This window comes from Spartobacteria bacterium UBA695 (assembly GCA_002298145.1).
Taxonomy (GTDB): domain Bacteria; phylum Verrucomicrobiota; class Verrucomicrobiia; order Chthoniobacterales; family Chthoniobacteraceae; genus UBA695.
The window spans coordinates 98,936-111,856 of sequence record DBMP01000001.1 but is presented as its reverse complement, the minus strand read 5'-3'; the positions used below and the strand labels follow the sequence as shown (position 1 = coordinate 111,856).

The 12,921-nt window shown below is 62.7% G+C and carries 12 protein-coding genes; 8 read left to right on the top strand and 4 right to left on the bottom strand.

Annotation, left to right across the window (positions count from 1 at the left end; translation table 11 throughout):
• Window positions 1-24 precede the first annotated feature (24 nt).
• Both B2828_RS00500 and B2828_RS00495 read right to left on the bottom strand, forming a co-directional pair.
• A complete protein-coding gene (locus B2828_RS00500) occupies window positions 25-2,667 on the bottom strand; it encodes a valine--tRNA ligase (protein WP_479631711.1) in 2,643 nt (880 codons plus the stop codon).
• Between the two features lie 108 nt (window positions 2,668-2,775).
• Window positions 2,776-3,333: a gamma carbonic anhydrase family protein gene (locus B2828_RS00495; protein ID WP_479631710.1), complete on the bottom strand. Its 558-nt coding sequence runs from the start codon at window positions 3,331-3,333 to the stop codon at window positions 2,776-2,778.
• A 136-nt stretch (window positions 3,334-3,469) separates the two neighbouring features.
• On the opposite strand from B2828_RS00495, the gene B2828_RS00490 reads away from it, so the two are divergent.
• The 7 genes from B2828_RS00490 (at window position 3,470) to glmM (ending at window position 9,145) form a co-directional block, all read left to right on the top strand.
• A complete protein-coding gene (locus tag B2828_RS00490; RefSeq protein WP_479631757.1) occupies window positions 3,470-3,808 on the top strand; it encodes an HU family DNA-binding protein in 339 nt (112 codons plus the stop codon).
• A 180-nt stretch (window positions 3,809-3,988) separates the two neighbouring features.
• On the top strand, window positions 3,989-5,029 hold the full coding sequence (locus B2828_RS00485) for a tRNA dihydrouridine synthase (RefSeq protein ID WP_479631709.1): 1,041 nt from the start codon (window positions 3,989-3,991) through the stop codon (window positions 5,027-5,029).
• 32 nt (window positions 5,030-5,061) lie between these two features.
• Complete coding sequence (locus B2828_RS00480) at window positions 5,062-5,484, top strand: hypothetical protein (protein ID WP_479631708.1); 423 nt, start codon at window positions 5,062-5,064, stop codon at window positions 5,482-5,484.
• Window positions 5,485-5,650: 166 nt separating this feature from the next.
• The gene (locus B2828_RS00475; RefSeq protein ID WP_479631707.1) at window positions 5,651-5,944 is read left to right on the top strand and encodes a helix-turn-helix domain-containing protein; all 294 of its coding nucleotides are present in this window, start codon (window positions 5,651-5,653) and stop codon (window positions 5,942-5,944) included.
• Between the two features lie 62 nt (window positions 5,945-6,006).
• On the top strand, window positions 6,007-6,852 hold the full coding sequence (folP, locus tag B2828_RS00470; protein ID WP_479631706.1) for a dihydropteroate synthase: 846 nt from the start codon (window positions 6,007-6,009) through the stop codon (window positions 6,850-6,852).
• On the top strand, window positions 6,849-7,736 hold the full coding sequence (cdaA, locus tag B2828_RS00465) for a diadenylate cyclase CdaA (protein ID WP_479631705.1): 888 nt from the start codon (window positions 6,849-6,851) through the stop codon (window positions 7,734-7,736). Before folP ends, cdaA begins: the two co-directional genes overlap by 4 nt.
• 20 nt (window positions 7,737-7,756) lie before the next feature.
• Window positions 7,757-9,145, top strand: a complete 1,389-nt coding sequence (glmM, locus tag B2828_RS00460) for a phosphoglucosamine mutase (RefSeq protein WP_479631704.1) — start codon at window positions 7,757-7,759, stop codon at window positions 9,143-9,145.
• Between the two features lie 73 nt (window positions 9,146-9,218).
• Here the strand turns inward: glmM and B2828_RS00455 are convergent, their stop codons facing one another.
• Entirely contained in the window at window positions 9,219-11,405 is a 2,187-nt protein-coding gene (locus B2828_RS00455) for an alpha-galactosidase (RefSeq protein WP_479631703.1), read from the bottom strand.
• Between the two features lie 141 nt (window positions 11,406-11,546).
• Between B2828_RS00455 and B2828_RS00450 the strand changes: the two genes are divergently transcribed.
• A complete protein-coding gene (locus B2828_RS00450; RefSeq protein ID WP_479631702.1) occupies window positions 11,547-11,903 on the top strand; it encodes a bactofilin family protein in 357 nt (118 codons plus the stop codon).
• A gap of 10 nt (window positions 11,904-11,913) precedes the next feature.
• On the opposite strand, the gene B2828_RS00445 is transcribed toward B2828_RS00450, so the two are convergent.
• On the bottom strand, window positions 11,914-12,846 hold the full coding sequence (locus B2828_RS00445) for a helix-turn-helix transcriptional regulator (RefSeq protein WP_479631701.1): 933 nt from the start codon (window positions 12,844-12,846) through the stop codon (window positions 11,914-11,916).
• Between the last annotated feature and the right edge of the window lie 75 nt (window positions 12,847-12,921).

Genomic DNA, 12,921 nt, shown 5'->3' with positions numbered 1-12,921 from the left:
GGAGCGAGGGGGGGAGGAGAGCTGCTACGCGCCGAGGGCTTGCTGCATTTTTCGGAGCTGGACGAGTTTCTCGTTCCAGTCTACTTCGCGACGGCGATGTTCTTCTACCACAGCCGCGGGTGCATGTTGAACGAAATTTTCGTTTGCCAGCTTTTTCCTGACGGTGACGAGTTCCGTTTCGACTTTCGCGATTTCCTTGGCGAGGCGGTCCTTCTCTGCGGCGGCGTCCACGAGGCCTTCCAGCGGCAGGTAGAGCTCGCCCAGCGGGGTGAGCACGCGCGGTTCGCCCCGGCCCGGTTCATAGGCGGGGTTGAGCGTGACGGCCTCGGCGTTGATGAGCCGGGCAAAGGTGGCGCTCTCCTCTGCGACCCAGGTGGGCTGGGGCTTGAGGAAGAAGTTGACCTTTTTGTTCGACGGGATGCGGACTTCGGCGCGCAGGTTGCGGGCGAGCCGGACGGATTCGAAGACGGCGGCTGCGCGCTCCTGAGCGGCGGCGAGGGCTGTGGCATCGACTCCCGCGAGCAGCGTGGCGGCCTCGGGCCATGCCGTGTACATCAGCTCGCTGCCGTGGCTGTGGTTGGGGGCCTTGAAGCCGAGCGTCTCCCAGAGCTCTGCCGTGATGTGCGGCATGAAGGGCTGGATCAGGCGCAGGAAGGTGGCCAGGACGAAGTCCATGACGGCGAGCGCGGAGGCCTTGGCTGCCGGGTCTTCGCCGAAGATGTCGCTCTTGGCGGCTTCCACGTAGTTGTCGCAGTATTCGCTCCAGAAGAAGTCGTACATCGCCTGGGCGACTTCGTTGAAGCGGTACTCGCCGTAGGCCGCGTCGAGGGTGGCGACGAGCTTTTGCAGCTTGGCCAGGATGTCCAGCGAGTAGCTCGAAAGCGTCAGTTCGGCGAGATTCACCTCGGCCGCGCTGGGGCCGTGCATCTGGCGGAAGCGGGCGGCGTTCCAGAGTTTATTGGCGAAGTTGCGGCCTTCCTCGATCTGCTTTTCATCAAAGCGGATGTCCTGCCCCTGCGGCGCGATGCGCAGGAGGCCGAAGCGGATGCCGTCGGCGCCGTACTTGGCGATCAAGTCGAGCGGATCGGGCGAGTTGCCCAGCGACTTCGACATTTTGCGCCCCTGCATGTCGCGGATGAGGCCGGTGAAGAAGACGTTGGCGAAGGGCTCCCGGCCTGTGTACTCGTACCCGGCCATGATCATGCGGGCGACCCAGAAGAAAATGATGTCCGGCCCGGTGACGAGGTCGGTCGTCGGGTAGAACTTGGCCCGTGTCGGGTCGTCCATCGTGGCAAAGGGCCACAGCCAGCTGGAGAACCAGGTATCGAGCACGTCCTCTTCCTGGGTCCAGTTTTCCGGATCGGTGGGCGGGACGGTGTCGCAATGGATGCACTTCGGGTTGTCCTTGCGGTACCAGACGGGGATGCGGTGGCCCCACCAGAGCTGGCGGCTGATGCACCAGTCCTGGATGTTGGTCATCCAGTGCTCGTAAACCGTGGCCCAGCGCTCGGGGCGGAACCGAATGGTGCCGTCTTTAACGGCCTGGAGCGAGGCTTCGACCTGCGGGTATTTAAAGAACCACTGCTCGGAAAGGCGCGGCTCGATTGGCACGTCGGCGCGTTCGGAGTAGCCGACGTTGTTTTGATACGGCTCCTCTTTGACCAGCAGGCCCAGCTCGCGGAGCTTCTCCACGGCCGCCTTGCGGGCCACGAAGCGGTCCAGGCCCGCGAATTCCGGCCCGGCTAGTTCGTTGAGCGTGGCGTCGGGGTTGAAAATGTCGATGACTTCCAGGTGATGGCGCGCGCCGATCTCGAAGTCGGCCTTGTCGTGGGCCGGGGTGACTTTCAGCACGCCGGTGCCGAAGGCCATGTCGAGATGGTCGTCGCCGATGATCGGGATTTCCTTGCGCGGGAAGGGCCGCCAGACGTGCTGGCCGATCAGGTGCTTGTAGCGGGGGTCCTCCGGGTGGACGGCCACGGCGGTGTCGCCCATGAGGGTCTCGGGCCGGGTGGTGGCGATTTCCAGGAACTCGCCCGGGCGCTCGACCAGCTCGTATTTCATGTGGTAGAGCCAGCCGTTCTGCGGCTTCATGATGACCTCTTCATCCGAGAGGGCCGTGAGCGAAACGGGGCACCAGTTGACCATCCGCTTGCCGCGGTAGATGTGGCCCTTCTTGTAAAGATCGACGAAAACTTTCTGGACCTGGCGGGAATACTCCGAGTCCATCGTGAAGCGTTCGCGGCTCCAGTCGCACGAACAGCCGAGCTTTTTGAGCTGCTGGATGATGATGCCGCCGTGCTTTTCCTTCCAATGCCAGACGCGCTCCAGGAAGGCCTCGCGGCCCAGGTCGCGCCGGGTCTTGTGCTCTTCCTTGCGGAGGCGTTTTTCCACCACGGTCTGGGTGGCGATGCCCGCGTGGTCGGTGCCGGGCAGCCAGAGAACTTCGCGCCCCAGCATGCGCGCCCGCCGGGCCAGGACGTCCTGAATCGAGTTGTTCAGGACGTGCCCGAGGGTCAGCATCCCCGTCACGTTGGGCGGAGGGATGACGATCGAATAGGCAGGTTTCGCCGAGGCGGGATCAGGGGTAAAGGCCCCGGTCTCCAGCCAATGCGAGTACCACTTTTCTTCAACTGCCTGCGGTTCGTATGCTTTGGAAATCTCTGACATGAAAAGGGAGATTTTCGGCCAAACTCGCCCGTTCGGCAATCAATTTAAGAAGAATCAGGAACTCGGGGGAGCTTGAGGTTTTATTCCTCAAGTTCCCGATAAAATCTCCTAGAGGTAAACTCCGGTCGGGTTTTCCCGGACGTGTTGCAGGAAGCGGCGCGAGACGCCCACGTATTTCTCGGCCCAGGTCTTGATGTTTTTCTGCGCGTCGAGGTCGAGCGTTTTGACGACCTTGCCCGGTGTGCCCAGGACCAGCGAACCGGCGGGGATCTTGGTGCCGCCGGTCACGACAGCCCCGGCGCCGATGATCGAACGCGGCCCGATCTCCACCCCGTCCAAGATGATCGCTCCCATGCCGATCAAGCACTCGTCGCCGATCGTGCAAGCGTGGATCATGGCTTTATGGCCGATGGTCACCAGTTCGCCGATGATCACAGGGTAATCGTCGGCCAGGTGCACCACCGAACCGTCCTGGATATTGGAGCGCGGGCCCACGTGAATGCGGTTGATATCCGCCCGCAGCACGGTGTGGTACCAGATGCTCGACTCCTCCTCCAGCGTCACGTGCCCGATGACCGCGGCGGTAGGCGCCACGAAGGCCGTGGGGTGGATCGCGGGTTTGTGGGCGAAAAATTCGTCCATACGTTCGTCTAGTGTCATAGCCATATTCCCTAAATTTCCCACGCGTTGGGCTGCTTGGCAACGCCGATAAACAGGCGCTTGGCGGTTTTTTATGGGTTTTTGCAGAATCTCTTTGACATCGTAAAACGCCAGTGACACAACACGGACCAAGGATTTCTGGATTCCCAGAGGTCCCCTAAGTTCAAGTAGTTTAACTCAAACCCGGAACAAACCTCTAAAAGATCCAAACATGAACAAGGCAGAACTCGTTGAATCCGTACAAAAGACCCTCGGTGCCAGCAAAGCTGAAGCAGAGCGCGCCGTTAGCGCCGTGATCGACAGCATCAAAGTTGGCCTGAAGAAATCCAAGAGCGTTCAGCTCATCGGCTTCGGCACCTTCAAGGTTGCCGAGCGCGCCGCTCGCCTGGGTGTGAACCCGAAGACGGGTGAAAAGATCAAGATCAAGAAGTCCAAGACCGTGAAATTCGCTGCGGGCAAGGACCTCAAGAGCAAGATCTAAGACCTCTTTTCAAGGGACTTTCCCCCTCGATACGAGACACCCCGTTTAGCCATTTGGCCAAACGGGGTGTCTCATTTTTTTGGGGAGGATGGGGCGGGGAGGGCCACGGAGAACCGAGAGATCACAGAGGACAAGGAGGGGGAAAGGGCGTAGAATGTGGGGCTTCCGCTGTTTTTTCCCATGCCTTCCGTAGACGAACTCATCGCTGCCCACCGCCCGCTCCTGGTGCTTGCCCCCATGCAGGACATCACCGACCTGCCGTTCTGGCGGGTCATGCAGTGTTATGGCGGGGCCGATCTTTACTATACTGAGTATTTCCGAGTGCATCGGGACTCGAAGCCGGAGCGCCATATTCTGCGCTCCATCGATGAAAACCCGACGGGCCGCCCAGTGATAGCCCAGATGATCGGAGAGCATATTCCCTCACTCATCCGCACCGCCAAGGCCCTTCAGACGCACCCCATCTTCGGCATCGACCTGAACCTCGGCTGCCCCGCGCCCGTGGTTTGCCGCAAGCACGCGGGCGGAGGCTTGCTGAAATTCCCCGAGCGCATCGACGCCATTCTGCGCGCCTTGCGGCCGGAAATCTCCATTCCCTTCACGGTCAAAACGCGCATCGGCACCAGCGATCCTGCTGAGTTCGATCGCTTGCTGGAAATTTTTGCCGCGCACGAGATCGACGCCTTCACCGTCCACGGCCGCACGGTTAAAGAACTCTACCGCACGGCCGTGCACTTGGACCGCATCCGGCAGGCCGTCGAGCGCCTGCGCGCCCCGGTGTTCGCCAACGGCAACGTCCTCTCCGTCGCGCTGGCTCGCGAAACCTTGAATTCGACGGGCGCGGCGGGGTTGATGATGGGGCGCGGGGCCATTCGCAACCCGTGGCTCTTCCAGCAAATCCGCGATGCCGAGGCCGGGCGGCCCGTCTTTCATCCCAGCTTGCGGGACCTGCGCGCCTACATCGCGCATCTCTACGCTGAGACCCGCGTGCCGCATCTGAACGAACCGGCCAACGTCGCCAAGCTCAAGAAATACATGAACTTCATCGGACAGGGGATCGGGGAAGGGGACCAATTCCTCCACGAAATCCGCCGGGCCGCGTTGGAAAAAGAGTTCTTCGAGATCTGCGACCGGCACCTGGACCGCGACGAACCCTTCCCTGCCGAGCCGAAAATCCGCGCGCTTCGCTGCGAGCGTAGCGAGACGCTGGCGAAGGCTTGAGTCCGGCGCGCCGAACCTGCTAAGCTCGCTGCGTGGCCAGCCAAAACGACAAGCAGGGAACCACGGCTTCAGTTAAAAGCGGGATCGATTCCGTCCGGGGGCTGGCCCTTCTGTTCCTGTGTTGGCCGGTGCTGTTTGGCTTAGCCTATATTCCCGCGCTTTTTGGCGAGTGGCCGGTTTGGTATCGCCTTTGGGTGATTGTCTTTCTGGGGATCGCCGTTAGTGGGCTCGTCTATTTGCCGAAGCTTGTAATTCGCCGCCGTTATACTCGGTTCGCCAGCTTTTACACCCTGGTGCAGGCCGCGCTGGTTTTAGTGGGCGCGCCGCTGATTGGCATTCCGTTTGTGGATGCCGTTCCGCTGATGGGGCTGTTGATTGGAGCCATGGTGACAGGGTTGGTCTGGGGCGCCGCTCTGATCCTGGCTTGGAGCGCTCCTCACGCGGGATCGACTTGATGATTTGCTTTCAAAAAGCGAGCTGCAGAAGCACTGAAGACCGCGGAGAAGGATTAGCCCCCCCGCGGTCCAGCTGCATATGGCGCAGGCTTCCCAGGGCGACGAGAAAATTAACTAAGCGTATAATCGATGTCAAGCGCATGGTGTTTCTTGCGATACTGCATGTGTGACCGAACGCAAAATGCTTCAGGTGATCGGAAAAAACATCCGCACGGCAAGGCTGAAAGCCGGCCTGACGCAAGAGTGTTTGGCGGAGCTCATGGGCATCCATGTCCAGACACTCAGTAACGTGGAGCGCGGGGTATACCCCTTTTCGGTAACGACCTTCGTACTCATCAAACAATATCTTGGAGTGGACGCGGAGCGACTCTTGGCAGATATTACCGAGCCGGACGGCGAGCGCACGGAACGCATCAAGCGGTTATTCCCGCGCCGGAGGAAGCCTGCGGCAAGAGGGTGACTCACCTTTTTTCTCCTCCTCCCCCCGTGTTCCCTGTGTCCCCTTTGGTGAAATCAATCCCCATGCTCTGGCAAACCAAACATCGCCTTTTCGACCTTTCCTCGCGCGGGGTGGTGATGGGGATTTTGAATCTCACGCTCGATTCATTTTCCGATGGCGGCAAATTTTTCAGCCACGAGGCCGCCGTCGCCCACGCTTTTGAAATGGAGGCCGCCGGGGCCGAGATCATCGACATCGGCGGTGAATCGACCCGGCCCGGCTCGCACCCCGTGCCGCTGGAAGAAGAACTGCGCCGCGTCATCCCGGTCGTCGAGGCGCTGGCCGGGAAGCTCAAGGCCGAGATCTCGATTGATACCAGCAAAGCCGCCGTGGCGCGCGCCGCACTGGAGGCCGGAGCCGGGATCATCAACGATATCACCGCGCTGCGGGGCGACCCGGAGATGGCCCACACCGTGGTCGCATCGGGCGCGGGCGTCGTCCTGATGCACATGAGGGGAACCCCGCGCACCATGCAGCAGGCCCCTGAATATGGCGACGTTGTGGCCGAAGTCCGGGATTTTTTTAGACAAAGCGCCGCGCTCGCCTTAGGCTCGGGGCTCGATCCTTTGCGGATTGCCTTCGACCCCGGTCCCGGATTCGGCAAATTGGTGGAGCACAACCTGGCGCTTTTGGCCCATGTCGGCGCGTTGTGCCCGCCGGAAATGCCCGATCGCCCGATGGTCTGGGCGGTCTCGCGCAAGAACTTTTTGGGAAAACTGAACCACGATATGGCACTCGAACAACGATTTTGGCCCACCGTCGCCCTCACGAGCCTTGGCCGTGAGCTGGGGGCCACTGTGTTCCGCGTCCACGACGTGCGGGCCAACGTGGAGGCCCTCCGGATGACGGAGGCGATCCTGGCGCAATGATACCGACGCTCGCATTTTCGCTCTTCGAGTTCGTGGATGAGAACTGGCGCTCCGGCGTCGAGATCGGCATCCTCTGGGTGGCCATCTACTACAGCTACCTTTACTTTCGCGGCACGCGCGGCGCGAAGGTGCTCACGGGCCTGCTCGTGCTGCTCTTGACCTTCACGCTCGTCTCGCAGCTCCTCAAGCTCCAGGTCATTTACTTCTTAATTCGCTCGTTCACGGCCTTCATGGTCGTGGCGCTCGTGGTCATCTTCCAGCCGGAGCTGCGGCGGGCGCTCGCGGCCCTGGGCAGCCAGCATATTTTCTCCACCGTCACGCAGAAGCGCGAGACCATCGAGGTTCTGGCCGAGGCCGCCTTCGAACTTTCCAACCGCCAGCTCGGCGCGCTCATCGCCCTGGAGCGCGAGTCGAATGTCCATGCCTTTGCCGAGAGCGGCGTGACCGTCGATAGCGAGCTCTCCACGGAGCTGATCGTTACTATCTTCCATCCGAAGACCCCGCTGCACGATGGCGGGCTCATTCTGCGCAACGACCGCATTTTAGCCGCCGCGTGCATCTTCCCGGTCAGCCAGCGGCACGATCTCGACCGCAACCTGGGCCTGCGTCACCGCGCGGGCCTTGGCATCACCGAGGAGAGCGACGCCATTGCCATCGTCGTCAGCGAAGAGACCGGCAACGTCTCCATCTGCCACCGGGGCCGCATCGAGCGCGATTTCGATCCCGACGAATTCAAAAAGCGCTTAAGCCAATTACTGCTTCTGGAGAAATATGAAGAATCTGATTCTGGAGAACTGGGAGGCGAAGCTGCTGGCGCTTCTGGCCGCGAGCATCCTCTGGTTCCTCATCAAAAAGACGATCGATACAACCCCGATGAACCCTAGAACCCCGCTTTCCACCCCCCATGTCCTCTCCTAAGTCCCGCAAAATTTTCGGAACCGACGGCGTGCGTGGTGTGGCCAACGTCGAGCCCGTAACCGCCGAGACCGCCCTCAAGCTTGGGCGCGCCGCAGCCCACGTTTTTGCCCAGCCCAATGGCCGTCCTCACGGCTTCGGGGGCCGCCCGAAGATCGTCATTGGCAAGGATACCCGCATCTCCGGCTACATGTTGGAGACGGCGCTCGTGGCGGGCATCACCTCGCTCGGCGTCGATGTGCTCTTGATCGGGCCGCTGCCCACCCCGGGCGTCGCCTACATCACCCGCTCACTGCGGGCCGACGCGGGCATCGTCCTTTCCGCCTCGCACAATCCCTACGAGGACAACGGCATCAAGTTCTTCCGGCACGACGGCTACAAGCTCGACGACGCCATCGAGGCGCGCATCGAGAACCTTGTCTTCTCGGGCGAGATCGAGGCCATCCGGCCCATCGCCGACCACATCGGCCGCGCCACGCGCATCGACGACGCGCTGGGCCGCTACATCGAGTTTGCCAAGTCGAGCTTCCCTCGCGGCCTCACGCTGGAGGGGCTCCACGTCGCGCTCGACTGTGCCAACGGCGCTTCCTACAAATCCTCGCCGTGCATCCTGCGCGAGCTGGGGGCCCTGGTGCACGTCATTCATAACGCCCCCAATGGCCGCAACATCAACGCCAACTGCGGCAGCACGCATCCGGAGGAAATCGCCCGGACCGTCAAGAACGTCGGCGCGCACGTGGGCATCAGCCACGACGGCGACGCCGACCGCTTGATGCTGTGCGACGAAAAAGGCGAGGTCGTCGACGGCGACGAGATCATGGCCATCGCCGCGCTCGACATGATCAAAAAAGGCGAGCTGGTCGAGAACACGCTTGTTGCCACTATCATGAGCAACTTCGGCCTCGACGAAACCCTCGCCCAGGCGGGCGGGCGGGTGCTGCGCGCGCAGGTGGGCGACCGCTACGTTATCGAGGAGATGATGCGCGGCAACTACAACCTCGGCGGCGAGCAGAGCGGGCATATGATTTTCCGCGACTTCGCCAGCACCGGCGACGGCATCGTGAGCGCGCTGCAAGTCCTGCGCATCATGGTCGAGACCGGCAAGCCGCTCAGCGAGCTCAAGCGCTGCCTTTCCAAATATCCGCAGGCCCAGCGCAACCTCAAGGTGCGCCAGAAGCGACCCCTGGAGCAGCTCCCGGATGTCCTCAAAATGGTCAAGGATACCGAGGCCGAGCTGGACGGCGCGGGCCGCGTCCTGCTGCGCTACTCCGGCACCGAGCCGAAGATCCGCCTCCTCATCGAAGGCCGCGATGCCGGGAAGATCAATGCCCGGGCGGACTTGATTGCCGAGGCGATTGTGCGGGAGATCGGCGCGTAACCGCTGGGAAAGATTGGTTTTAGAAAAAAGGCGCGTCCGAGAGTGGACGCGCCTTTTTTTATTTTGGTTTTGGCTATTCGCGTTCCAGCTGCCAGATGAGGCTCTGGAAATCGCCTGGGTGGGGGAAGTCCACCCGCAGGCCCGCATTCATGAGCACGTCGCCGCCGAGGCTCCGGCCCAGTTCCGCCACGCGGTAGCGGCGGTCGGCATCGAGGCCCCGCAGCCGCAGGAGCGCCGTGCCGGGGTTGGGCTGCGCGAGCACTTGGAAGTAGAAGACCACCGCGCGCGAACCGTCTTCGCTCACGCTCATCCAGGCCGCGTCGCCTCCCTCGAACGGGCTGCGCAGGCGGTAGAACGTCCCGGTCTGGATCACGCCGCGCAGGTCCTTGTAGAGGGCCACTTGCGCCCGGACCGTCTCGCGCTCCTCGGGCGTGAGCTGGTTAAGGTCCAGCTCGTAGCCGAAGTTCCCCGACATCGCCACGTGGCCGCGCATGGCGAGCGAGGTAACGCGCCCCACCTGGTGGTTCGGGCAGGCCGAGACGTGGGCTCCCTGGGCGCTGACCGGGTAGACGATGCTGGTGCCGTACTGAATTTTGAGCCGCTCGACGGCGTCCGAGTCGTCGCTGGTCCAGGTTTGCGGCATGTAGAAGAGGATGCCCGGGTCGAAGCGCCCGCCGCCGCCGGAGCATGATTCGAAGAGCACCTCTGGGAAGCGCCCCGTGATCTCGCTCATCACCCGGTAGAGGCCCAGCATGTAGCGGTGGGCCGTTTCGCGCTGGCGCTCGGGCGGCAGCGAGGCTGAGCCGATCTCCGACATGTGCCGGTTCATGTCCCACTTCACGTAGGTGATCGGGGCCGAGGCCAGGACGGCTGAGATTTTTTCAATGATCGCGTCGCAAACCTCCGGTCGGGAGAAATCGAGCACGAGCTGCTGGCGGCCCTCCGTGCGGTCGCGCCCGGCCACGTGCAGGCACCAGTCGGGGTGGGCGCGGTAGAGATCGCTATCGGGCGAGATCATCTCCGGCTCGAACCAGAGGCCGAAGCGCAGCCCCCGGGCGTTGATGCGCCCCACCAGGTCGGGCAGGCCCGCGGGGAGTTTTTTGAGGTCGGTCGTCCAGTCGCCCAGGGAAGTGCAGTCGTCGTTGCGGTGGCCGAACCAGCCGTCGTCCAGAACGAAAAGCTCGATGCCGAGCTCGCCCGCTGTGGAGGCAATGGCCTCGATTTTCTCCGCGTTGAAGTCGAAGTAGGTGGCCTCCCAGTTGTTGATCAGGATGGGGCGCACCTTGTCGCGCCACAGGCCCCGGCAAAGGCGGGTCCGGTAGAGCCGGTGGTAGCGCTGCGAGAGGCCGTTCAAGCCCTCGGAGGAGAACACCAGCACGGCTTCCGGCGTCTGGAAGCTCTCGCCCGGCTCCAGCAGCCAGGAGAAATCGAACGGGTTGATGCCGATGGAAATGCGCGTGGTGGCGAGCTGATCGACCTCGGCCTGGGCCAGAAAGTTGCCGCTGTAGACGAGGTTCATGCCGTAGACCCGGCCCGTGTCCTCCGTGGCGGAGGGGTCGAGGAGGGCGATGAACGGGTTCTGCTGGTGACTGCTCGCCCCCCGGCGGCTTTCCAGCGACTGCATGCCCGACCGCAGCGGCGTGCGGGCGACGTGGCGCTCCCGGGCCCATGCGCCGCTGAGCTGGAGCAGCTCGAACCCGGCTTCGGGCAGATCGACGCTGGCGCTCAGCGCTCGCAGGAGCCGGACGGGCTGGCTGCCCTTGTTGGTGAACCGCGCGCTGCGAGCGATGGCGTCGAGTTCATTGAAAACGGTGTAGCTCAAGGCCACCTCCAAGCCGGTGAGGGCATCGCGCAGGAGGATTTCGAGCGTATCGGCCTCGGTGTCGGCCTCCACATAGGTCGCAGGGAGCCCCTCCAGTGCCGGTTTACCGGGGCGGATCGAGTGGCTGACGTAGCGCAGCGCGCTGATGGTCGAGCCGTCGGCCGTCTGCACCTGGATGGCGGGCGAGCGGAAGTCGCCCCGGCCGTAGTCGGGGTATTCCCGGGGCGTGGTATCCAGCGAAAAGATCAGGTCGTCCCGGTCCTGCAAAAGCCTCGGGGCAAAGGCGATATCGTGCGGGTTAAAGCGGTGGAGCACCTCCGGTTCCCGGAGGGCTGCGCCCCAGTAGGCGTGGACGAGCTCACCGGAGGCGGCGATGGCCAGCACATAGCTGGTGGCCTGGGATCTCAGATGGAAAGTAGAGTCCTTAAAGGTAATCATGGCGTTTGAGAGGGTGCTTTGATACGCGAAAGGCGCGATGCGAGGCAAGCCATTGCGGGAGGGCAGAACTGTTTGAGCGCCCGAATTTGAAAGCCGTGTTTGACAGAATTGGATTCGCGTGGATGCTCCCATCACCATTTTATGCCCACGCCCAACCCTACCAATTCGCTTTCCTCCGACGTCGAAATCACCGGGACGATCACCTTTCGCACCGATCTGTACATCAACGGCAAAGTCCAGGGGGAAATCCACTCGCCAGGCCACCTGACGATCGGCGAAAACGCCCACATCCAAGGCGAGATCAAGACCAAGTCGATCATCGTGGAGGGAAGCGTCCAGGCCAACGTGACGGTCGAGGACCGCTGCGAGCTTAAGACCGGCTCGACCCTCACCGGCGACCTGAAGTCCGCCCGCCTCATCATCGAGGACGGCGCCACCTTCATCGGCCGCTCCGAGGTGACGCCCAAGCCGCTCCAAAAGACCGGCCCGGCGGCCTAAGCGCCTCGCTCTAAGCCCTCTTAGCCCCTGCTTTTTCCGGTTTATTCCGTACCTTTGCCTTCGGCGGGGCAAAGTGCAGGGCGTAGGATTTGGGGGCGATTTTGTAATACGCTGCGAACGCCCGCGAGAATGCGTTAAGCGAGGTGAACCCGGTCTCCCGGGCCACCTCGGAGACGGTGCGCTCGGTGGTCAGGAGCAGGCGGGCCGCTTCCGCCAGCCGCGATTCGCGGATGTAGAGCCCGAGGGTTACCCCGAGCTTGTCCCGGAATACCGTCCTCAGGCGGCTAGCTGAATAGCCAAGCTTCCCGGCCAGCTCCTCCAGCGAGGGGGCGTTGCGGAGGTTTTGGCGCACGTAGGCGTTGATTTTCCGTACGATCTCGTCGCGCACGTCAGCGGAGTCGGCCTCCGCGCGGCGTTCCTTGGGTACCGATGCGGCCTCCATCAGCCGGGCCAGCAGGAGGGCGAGGTGGTAGGCGACGCCCAGGGGATCGGTCGGCAGCGCCCGGCGGTAGCCCTCGATGACGCACTCCGCGAGGCGCAGCGCCTCGGCGTCGAGCTCCACGGGCCGGTCCCGCAGCGCCGAGGCCGCCAGGGGATGGCTTAAGTCGAAGGTAATGCAGAGCCACTCGGCGGGGCTCTCCGATACGTTCTGGTAGTGGTGAAACTGATGGGGGAAGATCAGGGCACACTCGCCCGGGCCGAGCCGAAAGGTCGCCTCGCCGATGCGCACCGCGCCGCCTTTGTCCAGCGCCAGGGCCAGCTCGAAGCGGTGATGAAAGTTCGCGGTCTCCCGCTCCCCCTCCCGCCCGGACCGGTGATGGAGCACCACGTTATCCGGCGAGAGCCCCTGGCGGTGGCAGAGCCCGGAAAGGTGGCTCTTGGGTGGCTCGATGCGGGCCGCCGCCAAGTGGAGTTTGCTAATCAACTCGTTCATCGGCTGCATAATAAGAAGGAGGGAACACGAGATTCGTATGCTTTGAAAGCTCCGAATGTGATTTCGACGTATGGAGTCATACCC

Coding starts and splice junctions, on each gene's coding strand:
- B2828_RS00450 (WP_479631702.1), top strand. CDS start 11,547: ATGCCCACGCCCAACCCTACCAATTCGCTTTCCTCCGACGTCGAAATC.
- B2828_RS00455 (WP_479631703.1), bottom strand. CDS start 11,405: ATGATTACCTTTAAGGACTCTACTTTCCATCTGAGATCCCAGGCCACC.
- cdaA (WP_479631705.1), top strand. CDS start 6,849: ATGATACCGACGCTCGCATTTTCGCTCTTCGAGTTCGTGGATGAGAAC.
- B2828_RS00495 (WP_479631710.1), bottom strand. CDS start 3,333: ATGGCTATGACACTAGACGAACGTATGGACGAATTTTTCGCCCACAAA.
- glmM (WP_479631704.1), top strand. CDS start 7,757: ATGTCCTCTCCTAAGTCCCGCAAAATTTTCGGAACCGACGGCGTGCGT.
- folP (WP_479631706.1), top strand. CDS start 6,007: ATGCTCTGGCAAACCAAACATCGCCTTTTCGACCTTTCCTCGCGCGGG.
- B2828_RS00445 (WP_479631701.1), bottom strand. CDS start 12,846: ATGCAGCCGATGAACGAGTTGATTAGCAAACTCCACTTGGCGGCGGCC.
- B2828_RS00500 (WP_479631711.1), bottom strand. CDS start 2,667: ATGTCAGAGATTTCCAAAGCATACGAACCGCAGGCAGTTGAAGAAAAG.
- B2828_RS00485 (WP_479631709.1), top strand. CDS start 3,989: ATGCCTTCCGTAGACGAACTCATCGCTGCCCACCGCCCGCTCCTGGTG.